We start from the raw sequence: 22846 nt of genomic DNA, 5'->3' as shown, positions 1-22846 counted from the left end.
CATATGACTCATTCGTATCGGAATTTGTCAGACCAGGCGTTGATCGCTGCCTATCAGAGGGGAGAAGATGAAGCCCTGAATGAACTCATCCAGCGGCACAAAGATCGGTTATACACAGCTATTTACCTGCTGGTAAGAGATGCTCATCTGGCCGAAGACATTTTTCAGGACACCTTCATCAGGATTATCGATACGCTTCGTGCTGATAGGTACATGGAAAAGGGTAAGTTTTTGCCCTGGGCAATGCGCATAGCCCACAATCTTTGTGTGGATCATTTCCGGCGGGCTAGGCGAAACCCTACGATGCACAGTACCGAAGAGCACGATGTGTTTAATTTCATCAAATTCCCGGATGGCAATGCCGAAGAAGAAATGATGACGCGGCAAAGCCATCATTATGTCAGGGAAATGCTCGACCAGTTGCCGCCCGAACAGCGGGAAGTCATTATTCTCCGGCATTATGCAGATCTTAGTTTCAAGGAAATAGCCGCATTGACAAACGTAAGTATCAATACTGCCCTGGGTCGCATGCGTTACGGGCTTATTAATCTGCGTAAGATGATGCTGGAAAAACAAATATGTCTGTAACGCCTTGTATGTTCCATCCATAGCGGGCAAACTTTCCATTATCAGGCAAGTCCTTTTTCCAGATTAGGGGTTATGTCATACAGCCGGTCGGAAATGCGTAAATTTGGGCTGTGAAACAAACTTCCGTAAGGCCCAATATTCGCCATCTTTCCCTTTCTGATTTGCAGGAGTACGTTGCTGGAGCCGCGCAGCCCGCTTATCGGGCCAGGCAGCTGTATGGCTGGCTTTGGCAGAAGCATGCGCGTAGCTTCGAGCAAATGAGCGATTTGCCGAAAACTTTCCGTGAAAAGCTGGCAAATGATTTCAGTTTTCCGGTGTTGAACGTAGAGCTTTTGCAACAGAGCAGGGATGGTACGGTGAAATGCTTATTCCGCTTGAGCGATGGCAAGGCTGTGGAAGGCGTTTTGATTCCCTCCGGAGATCGGCTTACAGCTTGTGTTTCATCGCAGGCGGGCTGCAGCCTGGGTTGTAAGTTCTGTGCCACGGGCTATCTGGGCTTGCAACGGAATCTGATGTTTGAAGAAATCTTTGACCAGGTAGCTTTTCTCAATGAAATTGCGATGCAACAGGCCGGACGCAGGCTCACCAACATCGTATTTATGGGCATGGGCGAGCCGCTGTTGAATTACAAACAGGTGCTATTGGCCATTGACAAGATAACCAGTCCGGATGGGCTGGCTTTTTCACCCCGCCGCATTACCCTTTCTACAGCAGGCATCAGCAAAATGATTTATCGCCTGGCCGATGATCAGGTGAAATTTAACCTGGCTCTTTCGCTGCATGCAGCCACCGATGAAAAGCGAAGCCAGATCATGCCTATCAACCAGAGTAACCGCATCCCTGATCTGCTGGAAGCATTGGAATATTTTTACAAGTTAACCCGAAATGAAATCAGCATTGAATACATCCTGTTAAAGGATTTTAATGATAGCCTGGATGATGCAAAAGCGCTGGTAAAACTCTATCGCAAACTGCCTTTTAAAGTCGTGAATCTGATTGAATACAATCCTGTTTCTCTTTCTCCCTTTTCACGAACCGAATCCCATGTTGCCGATCAGTTTATTGCCTATCTACAGAGGCAGCATGTGAATGTACGTCTCAGAAGGAGCCGGGGAGCCGATATTGATGCAGCCTGCGGACAGCTGGCCAATGTGGTGCATACAGAGGCTGCCCAGCGTTTGCCTCATGTCAATGCCCGTTAAACTTTTTCACTATGGCCCGCAAGCATTCACATACCTCTGAAACAAATCGTTCCACCGGCCATAGCCAGCAACCCAAAGCGGCCGAACAACCAGATACCATGCCACTAAACAAATACGTGGCACATTGTGGGATTTGTTCCCGACGCAAAGCCGCAGAACTTATCAAACAAGGACTGGTGCAGGTCAATGGCAAGACCATCCTGGAACCCGGCTTTCAGGTAACCGGCAACGAACATATTACCTACAACAAGAAACCCATCAGGCCAGTCAGGCAAAAGGTTTACGTGCTGTTGAACAAACCCAAAGGGTATCTTACCACTACGCATGACCCCAAAAACCGGAAAACTGTAATGGAGCTTGTAAAGTCGGCATTCAACGGCCGTTTATTTCCGGTAGGACGTCTGGATCGCAATACGTCCGGATTGTTGCTCTTAACCAATGACGGGGAGCTTGCCCAGAAGCTTTCGCATCCTTCCTTCGAAGTGAAAAAAGTATATGAGGTGCACATCAATAAACCGCTTACCGAAGCCCATTTTCAGCAGATGCTGGAAGGAGTGATGTTGGAGGATGGGCCGGCAAAAGTGGATGCCCTGGCTTATCTGGATGGTACAAGGAAAGTGCTGGGGCTGGAAATCCATAGCGGGAAAAACCGCATTGTTCGTCGTTTGTTTGCGGCTTTGGGTTATGAAGTGGAAAAACTCGATCGGGTCATGTATGCCGGACTTACGAAAAAAAATTTGCCACGGGGCAAATGGCGGTACTTGAGCGAGAAAGAAGTTATCTGGCTGAAACATTTTCGGGGAGCATAGCTATACCCCTTTTCAGATCCCTTGCACAAGTGGTGTAAAATGAAAAAAAATCGTCCGGAAATATTGATTGAGCATGCCGATTTTGTTGCTGTCAATAAGCCAGCAGGTTGGTTAAGCGTGCCGGACCGATTTGATAGCGACCTGCCTAATCTTTATGTCTGGCTCAAAGAACAGTACGGAGAGATTTTAATTGTTCACCGGCTGGATAAAGATACCAGTGGCGTGATCATATTTGCCCGGCATGCGGATGCCCATCGCTGGCTATGTCAGCAATTTGCAGCCCATAGCATTGGCAAAACCTATCTCGGGATTGTGGAGGGACGGGTAGATTTCGAGGAAAAAACTGTGGTTTTGCCGATAGCACCTGATCCAAAGGCTCCCGGCAAAATGCGGATTCATGCTGCGGGTAGGGAAGCTATTACCCATCTGAAGCTTTTGGAATCCTATAGCCGCCACAGCCTGCTGCAGATGATTCCTACCACCGGCCGTACGCATCAGATCCGGCTTCACCTGCAGCATCTGGGTTATCCACTGGTTGCTGATCCCCTGTATGGCAGCGGTAAACCCATCATGGCTGCCTCGCTCTATCGGTCATTTCATCCAAATGGTCAGGAACGTCCGCTGATAGCCCGTACGGCACTGCATGCTGCCGTCATTGAGCTGCAGCTGCCAAATAACCAGCATCATCGCATCGAGGCACCACTTCCCAAAGACATAAAAGCAGCCCTCTATCAGCTCCGCAAAACGTCTGCAACCATTGTGCAACATATCCGGAATGGCAGCCAATAAAAAAGCCGTCCGAATCAGGACGGCTGTATGCGGAGCCCAATTGGTTTTATTTGTTGGGTTGCGGAGTAAATCGCAGGTAGGGTTTTACCACACGGAATCCTTTGGGGAAACGTTTACGGGCTTCTTCATCAGGCAGAGAGGGCGCAATTACCACATCTTCTCCTTCTTTCCAGTCAACCGGCGTGGATACCGGATACTGCGTGGTTAATTGCAAAGCATCAAGGGCGCGCAGGATTTCATAGAAATTCCGGCCAATGGAAGGTGGATAGACCAGAATCAGCCGAATCTTTTTGTCCGGATCAATGATAAAGACATTGCGCACCGTATGGGTTTCAGAAGCATTGGGATGAATCATGTCATACAGAGTGGCGATTTTTCGATCCGGATCGGCAATAATGGGATAGTTTACCTGTGTTTGGCCCACTTCATTGATATCCTGTACCCATTTTTGGTGTGAGTCCAGCGGATCTACACTGATAGCAATGATTTTTGCATTGCGTTTAGCAAACTCATCGGCCAGTTGCGCTGTCCGGCCCAGTTCAGTGGTGCAGATGGGTGTGAAATCAGCAGGGTGGGAAAAGAATACGCCCCAGCTATTGCCAAGATATTCATAGAAATCAATTTCACCCTGCGTGGTTTGGGCCTTGAAATTCGGGGCTGTATCGCCAAGTCGTAAGCTCATAATAGTAAGGTTTTAAAAGGTGAACAATAATTTGAAAAATATAGGCTCAAAACTATATAATCTCTACAAAAATAGTAGAATTTATTCAGTCATACTTGTGTTAAATTCAATTTAAAACTGGGAAACCAGGTTTTTGTTGATTGAATGGCAAGCTTTCCAGGCGTGGTAGGCCGTTTTAAATTTGAGGCTATCCTGCAATTCGGCCTTTTCGCGAGCCTGTGCTCCATCAAAGCCAATTTCTAAATAACCCAGGTATTCTTCATATTGTTTTGCCAGCATTTCCATGCATCGGGTAAGGTCGGGTTCCAATATAAAAGGTGAAAGATGCAGGGCCATGAGCCGGGAACTGATGTTGCTAATCATGTTTTTACGTTTTTGATAATACAAAATTTTTGTGTATATACGCATTCATTTTGCGTAATCAAAAAATCTTTTATTATGCCTCTCAATAAAAATGCCATGGCCCGCTACAAAGCCATTGATGAACGGCTGAGAAGGAAAGATTATCCATCTTTAGAAAAGCTGGTGAATTATGTGTCACAAAAATTGGGGAAAAGCGTTTCTGTACGCACTATCCAGAAGGACTTGTATGATATGCGGTATAGTGCAGAGCTAAACTTTAAAGCACCTATTGATTATCATTATCAGAGAAGGGGATATTATTATAAGGAACCGAATTATTCTATCAACAGCCTGCCTGTGACGGAATATGATTTGAATGGATTGGAGATAGCGATTAATATTTTGGAACATTTCAAGCATATTACGCTCATTCGGCGATTTGAGGATGCCATTCGCCAGATTGCTGATGCAGTGAAAATCAGCAAAGAGCGACTGGTCCAATCTCAAGGCATGCTGCATATAGATTTGTCGGCTGAATATGCAGGAGCCAGGTGGATAGAAGATCTTGCAGAAGCCATTGTAAATCGAAACTGGGTAAAAATTAAACATAAATCCTATCAGCGGAATGAAGAGCATGAATATCGGCTGGCGCCCTATCATATCCGGGAATATCAGCATCGTTTCTATGTAGTTGGGATGAGCAAGCGCAAGGATCAGCAGGAAAACAAGGTGCGCATATTTGGCCTGGACCGGATTACCAATATCTGGCCCACAAGAGATCATTTTGATGTACCGGAGAATTTTGAACCTCACAAGTATTTTGCCAATATTATTGGTATTTCCAATCCGGAAAATGATCCGGAAGATATTGAGTTGTGGTTTGATGCGCAGCAATGCAAATATGTGTTGAACCATCCCATTCATGCTTCGCAGCAACTGCTTGAGCAAACAGAAGATGGTTGTCGGGTTCGGCTAAAGCTGGTGATAAATTATGAATTGATGATGTTACTGCTGAGCTATGGGTCTCATGTAAAAGTGCTGTCTCCGGCTCATCTGGCCAGGCAAATTCAGGAAGAAATCCAGAAAATGGCTGCGCAATATGCACGATGAGTTCAATCTCACTTACTCAGCAGCATGCTTCTCTCTTTGTACAGTTTGCGGAAGTAGGGATCGCGAAGGTCCTTGATGAAACGGATGGCTTCGCCGGTGGATTTCATTTCCGGACCCAGTTCACGATTCACTCCCGGGAACTTGTTGAATGAAAACACTGGTTCTTTGATGGCATAGCCGTTCAGCTTCTTTTCGATTTTGAAATCTTTCAGCTTGTGCGTGCCGAGAATGATTTTGGTGGCTATATTCAAGTAAGGAACCTGGTAAGCTTTTGCAATAAAGGGAGTAGTACGAGAAGCGCGGGGGTTGGCTTCGATCACATACACCACGCCGTCTTTAATGGCAAACTGGACGTTGATCAGTCCCTGGATATGCAGGGCACGGGCAATTTTTTCGGCGTAGAATTCCATGGTTGTTACTTCCAACGGCGAAAGGTTGAAGGGTGGCAGCACGGCATTGCTATCACCGCTGTGGATGCCTGCAGGTTCAATATGTTCCATGACGCCCATGACATGGAATTCTTCACCGTCAAAAATGGCATCGATTTCCGCCTCCTGGCAGCGATCCAGGAAATGATCAATCAGGATTTTATTGCCGGGCAAATGTTTCAGCAGGCTCACCACGGCTTTTTCGAGTTCTTCTTCATTGATTACGATCCGCATACGCTGCCCGCCCAGCACATAGGAAGGGCGAACCAGCACGGGATAGCCTACTTGCTTGGCTACTGCCATAGCCTCTTCGGCTGTGTAGGCCGTACCGTATTTTGGATAAGGGATGCCTAATTCCTTAAGCATGTCGGAGAAGCGTCCGCGATCTTCGGCAATATCCATATCGTTAAACGAGGTACCGAAAATGTGGATACCTTTTTCATGCAGGTTTTTGGCCAGTTTCAACGCAGTTTGTCCGCCAAGCTGCACAATGACGCCCTCGGGTTGTTCCAGATCGATGATTTCCCGCAAATGTTCCCAGAACACGGGTTCGAAGTAAAGCTTGTCGGCCATATCGAAATCGGTGGAAACTGTTTCCGGATTGCAGTTGATCATAATGGCCTCGTAGCCGCATTCCTGAATGGCCAGCAGCCCGTGGGTGCAGCAATAATCGAATTCAATGCCCTGGCCAATGCGGTTGGGGCCGGAACCCAGCACCAGTACCTTTTTCCGTTTAGATGGGATGCTTTCATTAACCTGGTCAAAACTGGAATAATAGTAAGGCGTACGGGCTTCAAATTCGGCTGAGCAGGTATCGACCATCTTATAGGTTCGGGTAATGCCCAGCTTTTTTCGTTTTTTATACACCTCATCTTCCGAATCACAGCGCAGCAAAATGGCCAGTTGGCGATCGGAGAAGCCCAGCTGTTTGGCTTCGCGCAACAGTTCGTCCGGAATATCATGGAGATGGTAATGGGTAAGTTTCTTTTCCATATCCACGATAAGCTGGATTTGATGCAGGAACCAGGGATCGATATAGGTGAGCTGGTGAATGGTTTTGATGGAAACCCCCAGCATGAGGGCATCTTTGATACGGAAGACGCGGTCCCAGGTAGGGCGTTTGAGTTTTTCCAGTAGTTGATCGACCTTCAGATTGGTGTTTCCGCTATAAAAACCGAGGCCAATAGCTTCGTTTTCCAGGCCCTGACAGGCTTTCTGGAGGGCTTCGGGGAAAGTGCGGCCGATGGCCATCACCTCGCCGACGGACTTCATCTGCAGGCCGAGCGTATCATCGGCTCCTTTGAATTTGTCGAAATTCCAGCGAGGCATTTTCACGATTACGTAATCCAGTGCCGGTTCAAAGTAGGCGGAAGTGTTGCCGGTAATCTGGTTTTTCAGTTCATCGAGCCGGTAACCGATAGCCAATTTAGCGGCGATTTTGGCAATCGGATAGCCGGTGGCTTTGGATGCCAGAGCCGAGGAGCGGCTCACGCGGGGGTTGATTTCGATGGCTATGATTTCTTCGGTTTGGGGATTCAGGGCAAATTGCACATTGCATCCGCCGGCAAAATTGCCCATGCTGCGCATCATTTTGATGGCCGTGTTGCGCATGAGCTGGTAGGCCGTATCGCTCAGGGTCATGGCCGGTGCCACCGTAATCGAATCGCCCGTGTGGATGCCCATGGGGTCCATGTTTTCCACCGTACAGATGATTACTACGTTATCGGCCGCATCGCGCAGCAATTCCAGCTCGAACTCTTTCCAGCCCAGCACGGCTTTTTCCACCAGCACTTCATGAATGGGAGAAGCCTCCAATCCGCGCTGCAGGGCTTCGTCGAGTTCCTCCTTGCTATGCACAAAGCTGCCGCCCGTGCCCCCCAGGGTATAGGAAGGACGAATCACCAATGGAAATCCAATCTCCTGGGCAAATTCTTTTCCTTCCAGAAACGAATTGGCTATCCGCGAAGGAGCCACCGGGACGCCGATTTCAGTCATAAACCGACGAAATTCCTCCCGGTCTTCGGCTTTGTTGATGGCTTTGATATCCACGCCAATCAGGCGTACACCATATTTTTCCCATATACCCAGCTCGTCGGCCTCCTTGGCCAGGTTCAGGGCCGTCTGGCCACCCATGGTTGGTAGTACGGCATCAATTTCATTTTCCTGAAGAATTTGTTCCAGGCTTTCTACCGTAAGCGGCAACAGGTACACACGATCGGCCATCATGGGGTCAGTCATAATGGTAGCCGGATTGGAATTGATGAGAATCACCCGGATACCCTCTTCGCGCAGCGACCGTGCAGCCTGGGAACCGCTGTAGTCAAATTCGCAAGCCTGGCCAATAATAATAGGACCGGAACCAATGATCAGTACAGAACGGATGGAAGTGTCTTTTGGCATTGCTTTCAGACCAGCATTAAGAATTCAGGAAATATTTAAAAAGAACCAGAGATTAATTGGAGATTGTTCAATTTTTCCAAAAAATCGTGCAAAGATATGCAGTCCGAATGGTTTTCAAAAATGGAATCTTCGACCCCAATGGGAGCATGGATGGATGCGAAATTCTGGCAAACGATAAGTATGGTGCATGGGGAAAGCTCCTGGATCTTACCTTTGCAAAAAGGTTTGCTTTGAAAAAGAAATATGCCTACCTCCTGATTGCGTTGATTCTGGTTGCCGATCAGACCTTGAAAATCTGGGTGAAGACCCACATGGCGCTGGGTGATGAATTTCCCGTCATTGGTCATTGGTTTCGGATTCATTTCATTGAAAATGAGGGCATGGCTTATGGTCTGCAGTTTGGCGGCCCTTCTGGCAAGCTGATGCTGAGCCTGTTTCGGCTGGCAGCGGTGATTTTTGGTTTTTTCGTATTGCATCGCATTATCCGGGAAGGTTATCCCAAGGGCCTGGTGATATGCGGGGCGCTGATTCTGGCGGGAGCTATTGGCAACCTGCTGGATAGCATGTTTTATGGATTGATATTTTCTGAAAGTGATTATGGGGTGGTAGCTCATTTGTTTCCCAAAGGCGGAGGATATGCCGGATTTCTCCACGGCAAGGTGGTGGATATGCTTTATTTCCCGATTTATGAAGGTTTTTTACCTCGATGGATTCCTTTCAAGGGAGGAGAATATTTCATTTTTTTTCAACCGGTATTCAATATTTCCGATGCCTCCATTTCCGTGGGTGTGATCGCTATTTTGTTATTCCAGAAACGTTGGCTGCATAAGCCGGTTGCCTCGTCACCTGCAAATGCCGAGCCCGCTGAGCAGCATTCTTTGTCTTCGTCTGAAAATCAGTCTGTGGGTGGATAATTTATCCGATGCGCAATCCGTTGGCTACGGGTCGGTCGGGCTGAAGCAAAATCACTTCTTGATTTTCGGCCATCACGCCCAATACAAGGCATTCACTTTTAAAATGAGCAATTTGTTTCGGCGGGAAATTCACCACGGCTATTACCTGCCTGCCGATAAGGGTTTCGGGGTGATACAGGCGGGTAATCTGTGCAGAAGATGATTTGATGCCGATGGGACCAAAGTCAATCCAGAGCTGATAGGCTGGCTTGCGCGCTTCAGGAAAAGGCTGAACCTTTAAGATGGTGCCTACGCGAATATCCAGCCTGGCAAAGTCGTCCCACGTTGCTTGTGGCAAAAGGTTGTTTTCCATTGTTCAGGGAACTTAATCACGAAGCGTGTACAGACAAAACTTGAGCCACAGTTTTGCCAATATCGGCCGGACTTTCCACCACGTGGATCCCACATTCGCGCATGATAGCCATTTTGGCTGCGGCGGTATCTTCTGATCCGCCCACGATGGCGCCGGCATGGCCCATGCGGCGGCCGGGAGGTGCCGTTTGACCGGCTATGAATCCGATGATGGGTTTGGTAGCATATGTTTTGGCCCAGCGAGCTGCTTCAGCTTCCATGCTGCCTCCGATCTCGCCAATCATCACAATGGCCCTTGTTTCTTCATCATCCATAAACAGCTGAATGGCTTCCAGGGTAGAGGTGCCAATGATAGGATCGCCGCCAATGCCAATGGCTGTGCTGATGCCCAGGCCGGCTTTTACCACCTGATCGGCAGCTTCGTAGGTCAATGTGCCGGAACGGGATACAATGCCAACAGGACCTTTTTTGAACACAAAACCTGGCATGATACCTACTTTGGCTTCTTCCGATGAAATCACGCCCGGGCAATTGGGCCCGATTAGCCGGGTGGAAGTGCTCTTGAGCATGTGTTTTACCTTCACCATATCTTGCACCGGAATGCCTTCGGTAATACATACTACCAGCGGAATACCCGCAAATGCGGCTTCCAGAATAGCATCTGCAGCAAAGGCAGGCGGAACGAAGATGATAGATACATTTGCCTGGGTGGCTTTCACAGCTTCTTCCACCGTATTAAATACCGGACGATCCAGGTGCATTTTACCGCCTTTTCCGGGGGTAACACCTCCTACTACCTGTGTTCCGTATTCAATCATTTGTGTGGCGTGAAAAGTGCCTTCTGTGCCGGTGAAACCTTGTACAATAACTCTGCTTTGTTTGTTAACCAGTACGCTCATGATGAAGATTTAGTCAGCGGAATGATCAATTCTACCTGCAAAAGTAAGGCTTAATGCCGGATAAATTTACATCCCGGGATTATGTTACATCAGCAATCCACCGCATACGCTGATTACCTGCCCGGTCACATAACTGCTGAGCGGTGAAGCGAGAAACAATACCACATTAGCTACATCTTCGGCTTTTCCGAAGCGGCCGAGGGGGATATTTTTCAGATAATTCTCACCCTGTCCGCCCTCATGTAGATAGGCTGTCATATCGGTTTCGATAAAGCCGGGAGCTACGGCGTTGCAGCGGATCTGACGGCTTCCCAGCTCCTGTGCAATGGATTTGGTAAAACCGATGATACCCGCCTTGGAAGCGGCATAGCTGCTTTGTCCGGCATTGCCTTTTATGCCCACAATAGAACTCATGTTGATGATGCTGCCGGAACGGGCTTTCATCATGGGTTTGATAACCTGGCGGGTAATGTTGTACACACTTTTCAGATTGGTATTCAGCACTTCGTCCCATTGTTCGGGCGTGAGCCGCAGCAGCAGATTATCTTTGGATATGCCTGCATTGTTCACACAGATATCAATTCTACCGAAATGCTGAAGCACTTCATTTACCAATTGTTCAGCCTGTGTATAATCAGCTGCATTGGATTGCCAGGCTTTTGCCTGTACACCCATTTGCTGAATTTGTTGAACCAGTTGCTGAGCTTTTTCAGCTGAACGTTCACTCACATAGGTGAAAGCAATGTGAGCTCCTTCAGAAGCCAGTTTCAGTGCAATGGCCTCGCCAATGCCACGGCTCGCGCCGGTAATCAAAGCTACCTGGTTGGTTAACAACGCCATAATGCATGAGTTTTGGGCAAATTAAAACAAGTGTTGATCTGTTTGCTTAAGGAAAATGGATTTGATTTCTTCAATCATTTGCCTGTTATTATTCAACCGGGGCACCTTATGTTGGCCACCCAGTTTGCGTTTGAGCTTTAACCATTGATGAAAAGTGCCTCTGGGAACGGGAATGACTACAGGTGGATGAAGGGCTATGTTTTTATATCGTTTGGCCTCATAATCGGAATTGATGGATTGCAATGTACGGTCGAGAATTTCTGTGAAACGGGATAAAGAATCGGGCGGAATTTCAAATTCTATCAACCATTCATGAGCGCCAACAGATTGTTGTTCAAAGAACAAAGGAGCAGCCGTGTAATCACTTACCTGTGCGCCAGTATGTTTGCATGCTTCGGCTATTGCCCGATCAGCATTTTCCACCACTACTTCTTCGCCAAAGGCGTTGATAAATGATTTGGTTCGCCCGGTAACCCGAATGCGGAACGGCTGTAACGATACAAATTCGATGGTATCGCCGATCAGATAGCGCCACAATCCGCCATTGGTGCTGATTACAAGTGCATAGGATTGTCCGGTTTCTACTTCGCGCAGGCTCAAGGTTTGGGGATTGTCTTTTCCAAGTTCTTCCATAGGCATGAATTCATAATAGATGCCGTGGTTTAAAAACAATAACATACCAGGCGAAGCATTGGCCGGATCAACCTCATCAGATGAAGTACACAATGCATCACACAATTGATCCTGTGCTGCAAAAAATCCTTCCGATGCATTGTAGGTTTCCAGATAATGCATATGCGGGGAAGGGATAAGCTTGTGAAACTGGCTGCGATAAGGTGTAAAGCTCACGCCGCCATGCATATACAATTCCAGATTGGGCCACACGTCCAGCAGGTTTTGCGTACCGGTAATCTCGAAGATTTTTTTGATCAGTACCATCGTCCAGGTGGGCACGCCGGCAATGGAGGTTACATTTTCCTGAATGGTGGTATATGCCATCCGGTTAATTTTTTCTTCCCATTCGTCCATCAAAGCAATGGAAAGATCGGGTGTACGAATCAGCTGACCGTAAAACGGCATATTCTGCAGCATGACTGCACTGAGATCGCCGTAATAGGAAGCTTCATTGAGTTTGTTTACCTGATGACTGCCGCCAATGACCAGGCCTTTTCCGGTAAGCAAATCGGAGTCGGGAAAATTTTTATAGTAAATGGAGATTACGTCTCTGCCTGCGCGGTAATGGCATTCCTGCAGGCTTTCTGAACTTACGGGAATAAATTTGCTTTTATCGCTGGTGGTGCCGCTTGACTTGGCAAACCATCTGATAGGCGTATTCCACAGTACATTCTGTTCGCCTTCCATGATGCGGAAAATATAGGGCTTCAATGATTCATAATCATGAACAGGTACTTGCTGTTTGTATTCTTGTAGGGTATGGATTTGCGAAAAACGGTATTCACGGCCAAATACCGTGTATTGTGCTGCAGAAAGCAGTTGCTGCAGCCATTGTTGCTGCACTTCAAAGGGGTTGTTGATGAAATATTCAATGCGCCCCCAACGGAGGCGTGCAATTTGTGATAAGGCAGGACTTAGTAATTTTTTCATACTTCATCATGCGTTGGATACAATCTGCATCATTTGCACAGCAAAATTGTGCATAGCTGATGCATGGTGCAAATGCCAAATATATATTGCAGAATACTTGCTCATGATTGGGTGATGTGATGAAACTTCCTACCGGCTTGCAGCAGCCAGATGGTCCTTTCTGCGCAACACAAAATTCTGTCCTAAATATACTTTTCTCACCTGTTCATCTGCCGCCAGTTCTTCAGCTGTACCCGATTTCAGAATTTTTCCCTCAAACAATAAATAGGCCCTGTCGGTAATTGACAAGGTTTCCTGCACGTTGTGATCGGTAATCAGAATGCCGATGTTTTTATATTTCAGCCTGGCTACGATGGATTGAATATCCTCGACTGCAATAGGATCAATACCTGCAAAAGGTTCATCCAGCAAAATAAACTTGGGATCGACAGCCAGCGATCGCGCAATTTCCGTACGGCGGCGCTCGCCACCGCTCAACACATTGCCGTGGCTCTTGCGCACATGTTGCAGGTGAAATTCTTCCAACAGGGATTCCAGCTTTTCTCTTTGTTCCTTTTTGCTCAGGCCTTTCATCTCCAGCACAGCCAGGATATTGTCTTCCACGCTCAGATTGCGGAATACGGAAGCTTCCTGCGGGAGGTAGCCAATGCCCATTTGCGCTCTTTTGTACATCGGTAGCCGGGTGATATCCTGATCGTTCAGAAATACCTGGCCTTCATCGGGCTTAATCAGTCCCACAACCATGTAAAAAGTGGTGGTTTTACCCGCCCCGTTGGGCCCCAGCAGGCCCACAATTTCACCCTGGGTTACGTCAATGGAAACTGCATTGACAACCGTCCGGTTGCCATAATGCTTAATCAGATTCCGGGTGAAAATTTTCTGCAGCATACGGTGAAACCAAGCAAAAATAAGAATTTCGAACTTGCTACCTTTGCAAAAATTTCAAATTACCCTGCATGCACGTGACGGAACATATTCGAAAAGCCCAAAAAACATTGATTTCTTTCGAAATTTTGCCGCCTTTGAAAGGCAAAAGCATTGAATCTATCTATCAGCATCTGGACCCTCTGATGGAGTTTAACCCTGCCTATATCAATGTTACCTATCACCGCAGCGAATTCATGTTTAAAAAAAAGCCGGATGGCTCATTTGAAAAAGTGGAAATTCGCAAGCGGCCCGGCACTGTAGGCATCTGTGCGGCTATCATGAATCATTACAAGGTAGATGCTGTACCGCACCTGATTTGTGGCGGTTTCACGAAGGAAGAAACAGAAAATGCACTGATTGACCTGAATTTTCTGGGCATTGATAATGTACTGTTGCTGCGGGGCGACCCTCCGAAAAATGAAGCTTATTTTGAACCGGAACCCGGCGGGCACCGCTATGCCGTAGAACTCATCGAGCAGGTGGTAAATATGAACCACGGCATCTATCTGGAAGAAGATCTAATTGATGGTGTCAAAACCAATTTTTGCATCGGCGTAGCCGGCTACCCCGAAAAACATTATGAAGCGCCCAACCTGGAAACCGATCTGTATTATCTCAAGCAAAAAATTGATAAAGGTGCTCATTATGTGGTCACACAAATGTTTTTTGATAACCAGAAGTATTATGATTTTGTAAAACGCTGCAGGGAGAAGGGAATTGATGTGCCGATTATTCCCGGATTGAAGCCCATTACATCACGCAAGCAGCTATCCATGCTTCCTCGCGTATTTCATGTGGATATTCCTGCGGAATTGTGTACAGAAATCATGAAATGTAAAAATGACAAAGAAGTGGAAGAAGTGGGCAAAGAATGGCTGGTGTATCAATCGCGTGAGTTAATCAAATTTGGGGTCCCTGTGTTGCATTATTACACCCTGGGCAAACCGGAAGTCATTAAAAAAGCATTGGCAGAAATCCTTTAAAAAACAGGCCGGCTGTAAGGTGCGCCGGCCCGATCAGGTGCAGAGGTGAAATGAAAAATTACTTAAACGTATAACCTATTGTAACCTGGAACGAGGTATTGCGGAAGCCGTTGTCACTATCTCCATTTTTCAGCAGATTCACCAAACCCAGTTCGCTTTGTACGCCGAAGTTGATACCATTGGCCGTTTGATAGCCGATCAGCACGTTCAAACCCGCATCAAAACGTTTTAATCCATAATCTCCCGAAAATGGATCGTGGGAAAAGGTAAACAGAGAATCGGCAAAACTACCCGAGTGGGTACCCGATAAGCCATATCCGAAATACGGGCCCACGCCCACCATCCATTGGCCCGTACCCACAGCTGGTGCAAAAGTAAAATTGATGGGCAGCGTCAGGTAATTTAAACGAAACATTTCATCTGAATTGTTACCATATACTTTTTTCCCTCCTTTCTGTTCAAACAACAAAGCAGGTTGCAAATAAAACTCTGGAGCCAATGGAACATTTACATACACACCTCCACTGATGCTGGTAAGCAGGTTGCTGGTTTCTTTGGAGCCCGACAACTTGGTGGTAACGCTTGAGAAATTAGGCCCTACTTTAATCCCAAAGCTTGCAGTTGCAGGAGGTTGATTGATGGTATTTAACGGATCAGCTTGTTGTGCAGAAGCAGAAAACCAAACGAAGTTCATCCATGCCATCAGCAATGGCAAAGCAGATTTTGCTAATTTGAAATGCTTCAAGTTTACGTGTTTCATACAAAAGTTTTTAATGTGATGTAATCAATTCCGATCACCCTGCAATCGGGTATAGCTAACAATCGAAATACTGGATAACGAATTATGTGCCAAAATCATGGAGTGGATGCAGAAGCAGTTTCACGGAGATGATGCAGAAAGGCGGAAAGTCCCTCTACGTCAAGCTTTTTGGCAATGATTCTTTTTTGTGCATCCAACAGGTAAGTTACAGGTGTTTCATATACATCATATAGCTGACGGAAGTGACTGCTATTGTCGGGGTCATACAAATGCAGCCAGCCGGTGAGATGATGTTGATGCATAAAATCTTTCCACTGCTGAGGGGTGCCATCAGCAAGGATGCCGATCATTTTAACGCCCATCTGTTGCCAATCGGCTCGCCAGGCAGAGTCCAAACGCGGCACCTGACGGATGCAATGGCCACAGGTGGGATCCCAGAAAACCAGCAGCAGGTAAGGTGCACGAATCGTATCGAGTTGATAAATGTGTTGCAGGGTATCGCGCAGCAGCAGATTGGGAGCGGTTTCGCCGATCAGGTTGGGAGAAAGCTGATAAGCACGCTGAATCAGCTTTTGACGAATGGATTCACTCAGCCAGTCTGTGCGTGCAGGTGGCATGAAATATTTTTCAACCAGATGCACAAAAACTGCATCCATACCCATGTAGGGCGAATTCTCAAATGTGTAGGTAAGCCACCACAGAATGAATTTGTACATAGGGAAATTGGTGCGGGCTTTTTCCAGCAGGGCATCGGCTGCCGCATTGATGGAATCGGGCTGGGGAGGCACAAGCTGCGAAAAATACCGGTTCAGCCGGCCTTCTAGGATGGGTGTACGCAACCACATGCTATCGGTGAGCGACAGCTGATCCCAATAATGGGCTTTGAGATAGTGATAGGCAAAGAGTGAATCTATCTTTTCTCCTTGCCGTTGCTCTTCCGGTGAAGGTTCAGGATCCATCATGCCCCTGAACAGGGTGGCCAGCATGCTTTCGGGATGATTGTGTATCCATTGTAAGCGATAATCTTTGATTTTTTTCAGCACATCTTCTTGCAACTGTTGCAGCTGCAGGCTATCGTGTATAGTTTTCCGTTTTTCTTCAAGTTGCTGTTGGATATGTGACAGGAATTGATTGTAGGCTACAAAGGCTTCGTTGTCGGGTGAATGGGTGAAGACGACCTGATTCAGATAAGCGGTATCGGCCGTAATCTCAAATTGCTGATTGTGCGGTGGCATCAGCATTTCAAAAAAATGTTGCCGGTCGGGCATCAGAACAAAGTAAATCCCCGGAGGCAGCAGATCTGCACCTGCAAATACAGCCACTCCCTGATGATCAATGCGGGTGGAATCAGTGATGTAGGTTTTGCTTCCGTAATAATTTCCGAGGTAAAGAATGGTATCCTTCAGGTTCCGGATATGAATGCGAATGCGGTGTGACTGGGCAAACCCATCGGCAATCAATCCTGTACAAAGCAGGCAGAGCAACAGGTGGCGGAGCAAATGTTTCATGCATACAGTTTTTCACAGGAGCTATATATCGGAATTGAGTGAATACCTATGCTAAGATAAGATTTATTCAACGAGCTGGTTCCGGGCGGATATTTTCTCCAGGAGGTGTTCCTGGCATAGCCGGGCATTTGCTTACTTTTGTGGCAAACCCAGGTTGTATTGAGCCGGAGAAATCAGATTATTGAGCGAGTATCCGTACAGGATTATGCGGCAGAAGGTCGTGCACTTGCTCGTCTGGACGGTAAGGTAATCTTCATTGAAGGCGGAGCCGTGCCGGGCGATGAAGTGGATGTTCAGCTGGTCAAGGATCGGAAAGATTGGGTGCTGGCGAGGGTGATTCGTTTTCATACCTATGCACCGGATCGGGTTGATCCCTTCTGCCAGCACTTTGGTGTATGCGGGGGATGCACATGGCAAATGTTGCCCTATCAGCAGCAATTGCAATACAAACAACGCCAGGTAGAGCAGGTATTTCAGCACATCGGCCGGCTGCGATTCCCGGCTATCCGGCCTATTCTGCCTGCCAACCCTGTCATCCGGTATCGCAACAAAGCTGAATTTACGGCTTCGGACAGGGCCTTCCTGCCCGGGCTGGAATGGCAGCTAACTGCTCAGAAAGGCGAACTTCCCCCACCAGCCCTGGGCTACCATGTGCCCCGGCGTTTTGATCGGGTCCTGCATATTGAAACCTGTGATCTGGTGCCTGAGCCTGTTAACCGGCTTCGCAACCGGGTGCATGCATTTGTCTGGCAACAGCAGCAAAAGCTGGGATATCAATTGTTTTATCATATCAAACATCATACAGGATGGCTGCGGGGCCTTTCTGTGCGCATCAACAAGCAACAGGAGGTGATGGCCAATCTCATCTTCGCATACGAAGATCAGCAGTTGTGTGAGGCCTTATGTGAGATGCTATTGAAGGAGATACCTGAACTCTCCTCCCTGTATGTTACGTTAAATGCCAAGCGAAACGATTCCCTGCATGACCTGCAACCCAAACTTGTGCATGGCCCCGGCTATTTGCTGGAACGGCTGGGCAACTACGTGTTCAAAATCGGACCCAAATCCTTTTTTCAGACCAACAGTTATCAGGCCGAACGATTGTACGATCAGGTGAAGCAACTGGCAGCTCTCTCCGGCCGGGAAACCGTGTATGACTTGTACTGCGGTACTGGCTCCATCGGCATTTATGTGGCTGAAGGCGCTGCCCGGGTTATCGGTATTGAACAGATACCGGAAGCTGTGGAGGATGCCCGGGAAAATGTGCGCCTGAATGAGGTTTCCCACGTTCATATACAAGCAGGGGATGTAGTGGATGTCTGGGATGAAGCATTCATTGCCCAACACGGCAGGCCTGATGTAGTGATTACAGATCCTCCCCGTGCCGGCATGCATGCCAGGCTTATTGCAAAGCTTTTGCAAATCAGACCACGTGTACTGATTTATGTGAGCTGCAATCCTGCTACTCAGGCCAGAGATCTTCAACAACTGCAGCAAGCTTATGCCATCGACGTGGTGCAGCCGGTAGATATGTTTCCGCATACCCACCACATTGAAAACATTGTCAAACTGAGCAGTATATAAAACCAAACATTTGCCCGATATTGAAAAACAAACTATATGAACGGATTCAGGCCAACCGGATTTCGGATCTTACCTCCTGTTATTAAAAATCTGATTATCATCAATGCGCTGGTATTTTTTGCACAGCTTACCTTGCCTCGTGTGATACACGTGGATATTGATGAAATGTTTGCCCTGCACTACTGGGGCTCGCCGTTGTTTCACTGGTATCAGTTTATCACCCACATGTTCATGCATGGCAGCTTTGAACATATTTTCTTCAACATGTTTGCCTTGTGGATGTTTGGCAGCATACTGGAAAACATCTGGGGTCCTCGTCGCTTTCTGAGTTTTTACCTGATTTGTGGCGTTGGAGCTGCATTTTTTTATATGCTTACGCTCACCTGGCGCTTTCATCAGATTTTACAGCAAACGGGTATCACGGAAGAACAAGTGCAAAATTGGTGGTATCTGTACACCCATCATATCAGCGGTACCTTCGCCATGTTGCCCGATAAGATTCAGGAAATCTGGATTGTACCTACATTAGGCGCATCAGGCGCTATTTTCGGTGTGCTGGTGGCTTTTGGATACATGTTTCCCAACAGCATGATTTACATTTACTTTTTCTTTCCGCTCAAAGCAAAATATTTTGTTACGATTTATATCTTAATCGAATTGTTCTTGGGTATTCAGAATTCGGCAGGCGACAATGTAGCCCATTTTGCCCATCTCGGTGGGGCACTGGTGGGTTTTATACTGATGAAAGCTTGGAACCAGAACCACCACTCGCCGTACGATTACTGAGAAAATATAAAAGGCTAAAATTGATTGGAAAAGTGAAACGGGGCCGACAAAGAATTGCAGAGAAATATTAAATTTGTAACAAACCGTGCAGGATGAAAACGACGATGCAGCATCAGCGCCATACGATTTTCCTGGGCGAGGATCACAATATCGTTTTCAAATTGATATGTATCAATCTGGTGGTCTATTTGCTGCTCAATTTCATCCGGGTTATTTATTTCCTGTATGGTTTTTCCTATGCAGATTTTTATGATCAGATCATGCCCTGGGTGGTGCTTCCTTCATCCTGGCATGGATTGGTTACGCATCCCTGGACGTTGCTCACTTTCATGTTTGTGCATCTGAGTTTTTGGCATATCCTCAGCAATATGTTGTGGTTTTGGGTATTTGGGCGGTTGTTGCAGGATTTTGCCGGTTATCAGAAGGTAGCTCCGATCTATCTCTATGGCGGATTGGCCGGGGGAGCCCTGTTTGTGCTTAGCTATCATATCTTTCCGATATTCAGGCCTATTGCTGCGCAATCCACTGCTTTCGGAGCTTCGGCAAGCGTCATGGCAATAGCCTTTGCCGTTACTTTGCTGATTCCCAGGTTCCGGTTTTTCCCGATGGTTGCAGGAGGCATTCCTCTGTGGGTGGTTACGGTCATTTTTGTGCTGGTGGATCTGGCAAGTATTCCGCATGGCAATGCAGGTGGACATATTGCGCATTTAGGAGGTGCTGCATTCGGCGCATTGTTTATGTGGCAACTGCAGCGGGGGCACGACTGGTCGGCCGGCATGCAACGGATGTTTGTATGGGTCAATGGCTGGTTTGATCCGGAACGCAAGCAGATGTCCCATCGTCCACACAAGGAAGAAAAGACAACAACCTATCGTACGGGTAAATTCTATCGTTCTGATGTACCGCCTTTTAAAAAAGTATCGCGGGTAAGTGAAAAAAAGATTGATGAGATTCTCGATAAGATCAATGAACAGGGTTTTCATTCCCTGACCCGGGAAGAAAGGGAAATCCTGAAGAGAGCCAGTCAGGAAGATATTCAGTAGCCTGCTCATGCGTTTTGCCTTGCACAAATTGTTTCCCTTATTGTTTCATCTTGTGCTGATGGGTTGCAGTGGGGTGCTGTTGTTAGCAGCATGGTCGCCCTATGCAGATCCCCGGTCGTGGTGGCCGTTGGCTTTTCTGGGGCTGACTTTTCCGTTGTGGCTGCTTATTGTAATCTTTCTATGGATATTTGCTTTGCTGCTGAGGAGTAAATGGATTGTATTGCCCACGCTGGCTTTGATCGGAAGCTGGAAGGCCATCCGGGTAACGGTAGCATTGCCGCATCTCTCATCAGCAACTGAAGATACCACCAGACCTGTCATCAAATTGATCAGTTACAATGTACATAGTTTTGCTCCTTATCATAATCGCCCTGATCCGCGGGGGAAATATGGTCGTGCCATGCTGCAATTGATTGCCAGTCAGCAACCGGATATAGTTTGCCTGCAGGAGTTTTTTACCAGCGACCACCCGCGGTTGAAGCAAAAAGATTACAAAACGTATATCTCTGATAGCCTGGGTTATCCGTATCGTTATTTCAGCAGTGATTACAATGGGGCAAGCAGCACCAGCCATTCCGGTGTCATCATCTTTTCCCGATGGCCTATTTGCCGGGCAGGCAAAATTCCCATTATTCAGCATCCCCATGCGGAAAGCCTGATTTATGCCGACCTGGTTATCAAGCAGGACACGGTGCGGGTGTTTACCGTACACCTGCAATCCATTTATTTGAATCAAAATGATTTGATGCAGATTGAAGAGATGAAACAGGGCAATGATACAGCGTGGCGGGCATCAAGGCCTATCTGGAGTAAACTGAAACGTGCATTCATCCGGCGCAGTGAAGAAAGCAAACGTGTTAAACAGGCACTGCAACAATCGCCTTACCCCTTTCTGATCTGCGGTGATTTTAATGATACACCGGTATCATTCACCTATTTCACAATTGCAAAAGGATTGCAGGATGGCTTTGTCAAATGCGGGCAGGGATTAGGAGCTACCTACTACAGCATATCCCCCACCTTGCGCATTGACTATATCCTGGCCGATCCCAACTGGCAGTTTCTGCATTTCAGGCGAATACCGGTGCATCTTTCCGACCATTACCCTGTTGTGGCCGAATTGCAACTTCATTCTCCCATTCATCCCTAAACTCCGGTATCATGTCTTCTTTCACGTTCAGGAATCTGTTGTTGTACATAGCCACGCTGTTGATATGGTTGTTGTACCTGTTAGGTGTAGCGGCCAGCTATCTGCCTTCACCGGTGCCCTGGTGGATGAATCTGGCCGGACTTGCATTTCCTTATCTCTTTTTTGGTATGCTGGTACTGATTATGGTATGGATACCTGTGCGAGGGAAGATGGCATTGATAAGTGCTGTGTTGCTGATCAGTGGCTGGAAAGGGGTGGTGCACACCTGGGCCTGGCACTGGCGCAACAAGCCTGTGAACGGGGAAAATGGTTTTACAATCATGAGTTACAATGTCAACAATTTCAAGTCAGCCGTAAGTGCCTGGCTGCATTGGCGTGAAGATTTCGACCGGATCCTGTATTTTCACAATGCGGATATCATTTGCCTGCAGGAGTTTGCCACAGTGGATTTATACCAGCAAAACGAGAAAAACAACGTGCTGCATTATACCACCTTGCTGCAAAAACCTTATGCCTATTTCACCAACGACTTTCAATGGGCTACGCCTTATGGATACACCTGGTATTTTGGAAACATGATTTTGTCGAAATTCCCCTTTGCAGATACCGGTAAAATCATCCTGGATAGCAGCCGGCATACGACCCTGGCCTATGCTGACCTGGTAATCGGAGCAGATACCATTCGGGTCATGACCGCCCATTTGCAATCATTTGGCCTGGAACAGGAAGAAATGCAGGGCATAAAAAATTCAGATCCCCAAAGCTCATGGCAGGCGCTACGCAAACTCAGAAAAGGATTTCAATTGCACGAACGTCAGGCGCTGGTGATAGCGCGGGTTATCCGGCAAAGTCCCTATCCGGTGATTCTTTGTGGCGATTTCAATACCACACCGGTTTCAGGGGCTTATTTTACGATAAGCCGGCACTTGCAGGACGCTTTTCTGGCAACGGGTGCAGGGTTGGGACGAACCTATTCCCGATACGCCCCCACTTTGCGTATTGATTATATATTCGCAGATCCGCGGTTGGAGGTCAAAGGATTTGAGGTGATCAAGCTTCCTGCATCAGATCATTATCCCATCCTGGCAAGCATTGATCACCAATCCGGCGGATCGTAGGAAAATTCCGATTTTTGCGGCAACAGGA

At 47.3% G+C, this 22846-nt stretch carries 22 protein-coding genes; 12 read left to right on the top strand and 10 right to left on the bottom strand.

The window, feature by feature from the left end:
* The first annotated feature begins 3 nt into the window (after window positions 1-3).
* The 4 genes from BM367_RS04270 to BM367_RS04255 all read left to right on the top strand — a co-directional run bounded on the left by BM367_RS04270 (window position 4) and on the right by BM367_RS04255 (window position 3388).
* A complete protein-coding gene (locus tag BM367_RS04270) occupies window positions 4-588 on the top strand; it encodes an RNA polymerase sigma factor (protein WP_092458197.1) in 585 nt (194 codons plus the stop codon).
* Between the two features lie 110 nt (window positions 589-698).
* Window positions 699-1790 carry a dual-specificity RNA methyltransferase RlmN gene (rlmN, locus tag BM367_RS04265; RefSeq protein ID WP_092458194.1) on the top strand — a complete coding sequence of 364 codons (1092 nt, stop codon included), beginning with the start codon at window positions 699-701 and terminating at the stop codon, window positions 1788-1790.
* A gap of 11 nt (window positions 1791-1801) precedes the next feature.
* Window positions 1802-2599 carry a pseudouridine synthase gene (locus BM367_RS04260; protein WP_092458191.1) on the top strand — a complete coding sequence of 266 codons (798 nt, stop codon included), beginning with the start codon at window positions 1802-1804 and terminating at the stop codon, window positions 2597-2599.
* 39 nt (window positions 2600-2638) lie between these two features.
* Window positions 2639-3388, top strand: coding sequence for an RluA family pseudouridine synthase (locus BM367_RS04255; protein WP_092458188.1), 750 nt, complete (start codon window positions 2639-2641; stop codon window positions 3386-3388).
* A gap of 46 nt (window positions 3389-3434) precedes the next feature.
* Here the strand turns inward: BM367_RS04255 and BM367_RS04250 are convergent, their stop codons facing one another.
* Window positions 3435-4070 carry a peroxiredoxin gene (locus tag BM367_RS04250; RefSeq protein WP_092458186.1) on the bottom strand — a complete coding sequence of 212 codons (636 nt, stop codon included), beginning with the start codon at window positions 4068-4070 and terminating at the stop codon, window positions 3435-3437.
* A gap of 111 nt (window positions 4071-4181) precedes the next feature.
* On the bottom strand, window positions 4182-4433 hold the full coding sequence (locus BM367_RS04245) for a hypothetical protein (RefSeq protein ID WP_092458183.1): 252 nt from the start codon (window positions 4431-4433) through the stop codon (window positions 4182-4184).
* Between the two features lie 75 nt (window positions 4434-4508).
* Between BM367_RS04245 and BM367_RS04240 the strand changes: the two genes are divergently transcribed.
* Window positions 4509-5522, top strand: a complete 1014-nt coding sequence (locus BM367_RS04240) for a helix-turn-helix transcriptional regulator (protein WP_177224103.1) — start codon at window positions 4509-4511, stop codon at window positions 5520-5522.
* A gap of 8 nt (window positions 5523-5530) precedes the next feature.
* On the opposite strand, the gene carB is transcribed toward BM367_RS04240, so the two are convergent.
* A complete protein-coding gene (gene carB, locus BM367_RS04235; protein WP_092458178.1) occupies window positions 5531-8350 on the bottom strand; it encodes a carbamoyl-phosphate synthase large subunit in 2820 nt (939 codons plus the stop codon).
* 86 nt (window positions 8351-8436) lie between these two features.
* Between carB and BM367_RS04230 the strand changes: the two genes are divergently transcribed.
* A complete protein-coding gene (locus BM367_RS04230; RefSeq protein ID WP_245759891.1) occupies window positions 8437-9264 on the top strand; it encodes a lipoprotein signal peptidase in 828 nt (275 codons plus the stop codon).
* Window position 9265: 1 nt separating this feature from the next.
* On the opposite strand, the gene BM367_RS04225 is transcribed toward BM367_RS04230, so the two are convergent.
* The 5 genes from BM367_RS04225 to lptB form a co-directional block, all read right to left on the bottom strand.
* On the bottom strand, window positions 9266-9601 hold the full coding sequence (locus BM367_RS04225; protein WP_245759890.1) for a tRNA-binding protein: 336 nt from the start codon (window positions 9599-9601) through the stop codon (window positions 9266-9268).
* Window positions 9602-9632: 31 nt separating this feature from the next.
* Window positions 9633-10514: a succinate--CoA ligase subunit alpha gene (gene sucD / locus BM367_RS04220; RefSeq protein WP_092458169.1), complete on the bottom strand. Its 882-nt coding sequence runs from the start codon at window positions 10512-10514 to the stop codon at window positions 9633-9635.
* Between the two features lie 84 nt (window positions 10515-10598).
* Window positions 10599-11354: a 3-oxoacyl-[acyl-carrier-protein] reductase gene (gene fabG / locus BM367_RS04215; RefSeq protein WP_092458167.1), complete on the bottom strand. Its 756-nt coding sequence runs from the start codon at window positions 11352-11354 to the stop codon at window positions 10599-10601.
* Window positions 11355-11375: 21 nt separating this feature from the next.
* Window positions 11376-12959: a GH3 auxin-responsive promoter family protein gene (locus BM367_RS04210; RefSeq protein WP_092458164.1), complete on the bottom strand. Its 1584-nt coding sequence runs from the start codon at window positions 12957-12959 to the stop codon at window positions 11376-11378.
* A gap of 129 nt (window positions 12960-13088) precedes the next feature.
* Window positions 13089-13847, bottom strand: a complete 759-nt coding sequence (lptB, locus tag BM367_RS04205) for an LPS export ABC transporter ATP-binding protein (protein ID WP_092458161.1) — start codon at window positions 13845-13847, stop codon at window positions 13089-13091.
* A gap of 68 nt (window positions 13848-13915) precedes the next feature.
* On the opposite strand from lptB, the gene metF reads away from it, so the two are divergent.
* Window positions 13916-14869 carry a methylenetetrahydrofolate reductase [NAD(P)H] gene (metF, locus tag BM367_RS04200; protein WP_092458159.1) on the top strand — a complete coding sequence of 318 codons (954 nt, stop codon included), beginning with the start codon at window positions 13916-13918 and terminating at the stop codon, window positions 14867-14869.
* A 58-nt stretch (window positions 14870-14927) separates the two neighbouring features.
* On the opposite strand, the gene BM367_RS04195 is transcribed toward metF, so the two are convergent.
* Together BM367_RS04195 and BM367_RS04190 are read right to left on the bottom strand one after the other, a co-directional pair.
* Window positions 14928-15629 (bottom strand): porin family protein, encoded by a 702-nt coding sequence (locus BM367_RS04195; protein WP_092458157.1) that lies wholly within the window; start codon window positions 15627-15629, stop codon window positions 14928-14930.
* 95 nt (window positions 15630-15724) lie between these two features.
* Complete coding sequence (locus BM367_RS04190) at window positions 15725-17137, bottom strand: DUF5106 domain-containing protein (RefSeq protein ID WP_092458154.1); 1413 nt, start codon at window positions 17135-17137, stop codon at window positions 15725-15727.
* Window positions 17138-17296: 159 nt separating this feature from the next.
* Between BM367_RS04190 and rlmD the strand changes: the two genes are divergently transcribed.
* From rlmD to BM367_RS04165, 5 genes are all read left to right on the top strand, one after another.
* Window positions 17297-18721 carry a 23S rRNA (uracil(1939)-C(5))-methyltransferase RlmD gene (gene rlmD, locus BM367_RS04185; protein ID WP_092460907.1) on the top strand — a complete coding sequence of 475 codons (1425 nt, stop codon included), beginning with the start codon at window positions 17297-17299 and terminating at the stop codon, window positions 18719-18721.
* Window positions 18722-18757: 36 nt separating this feature from the next.
* On the top strand, window positions 18758-19507 hold the full coding sequence (locus BM367_RS04180; RefSeq protein ID WP_092458151.1) for a rhomboid family intramembrane serine protease: 750 nt from the start codon (window positions 18758-18760) through the stop codon (window positions 19505-19507).
* A 92-nt stretch (window positions 19508-19599) separates the two neighbouring features.
* Window positions 19600-20550, top strand: coding sequence for a rhomboid family intramembrane serine protease (locus tag BM367_RS04175; protein ID WP_092458148.1), 951 nt, complete (start codon window positions 19600-19602; stop codon window positions 20548-20550).
* Window positions 20551-20557: 7 nt separating this feature from the next.
* A complete protein-coding gene (locus BM367_RS04170) occupies window positions 20558-21700 on the top strand; it encodes an endonuclease/exonuclease/phosphatase family protein (protein WP_092458144.1) in 1143 nt (380 codons plus the stop codon).
* A gap of 11 nt (window positions 21701-21711) precedes the next feature.
* A complete protein-coding gene (locus BM367_RS04165; RefSeq protein WP_092458141.1) occupies window positions 21712-22818 on the top strand; it encodes an endonuclease/exonuclease/phosphatase family protein in 1107 nt (368 codons plus the stop codon).
* Window positions 22819-22846 lie beyond the last annotated feature (28 nt).

This window comes from Thermoflavifilum thermophilum (assembly GCF_900116565.1).
In the GTDB taxonomy this organism is placed as follows: Bacteria; Bacteroidota; Bacteroidia; order Chitinophagales; family Chitinophagaceae; genus Thermoflavifilum; species Thermoflavifilum thermophilum.
Note: the sequence above shows the minus strand (reverse complement) of the source record. Positions and strands in the feature narration are given on the sequence as shown.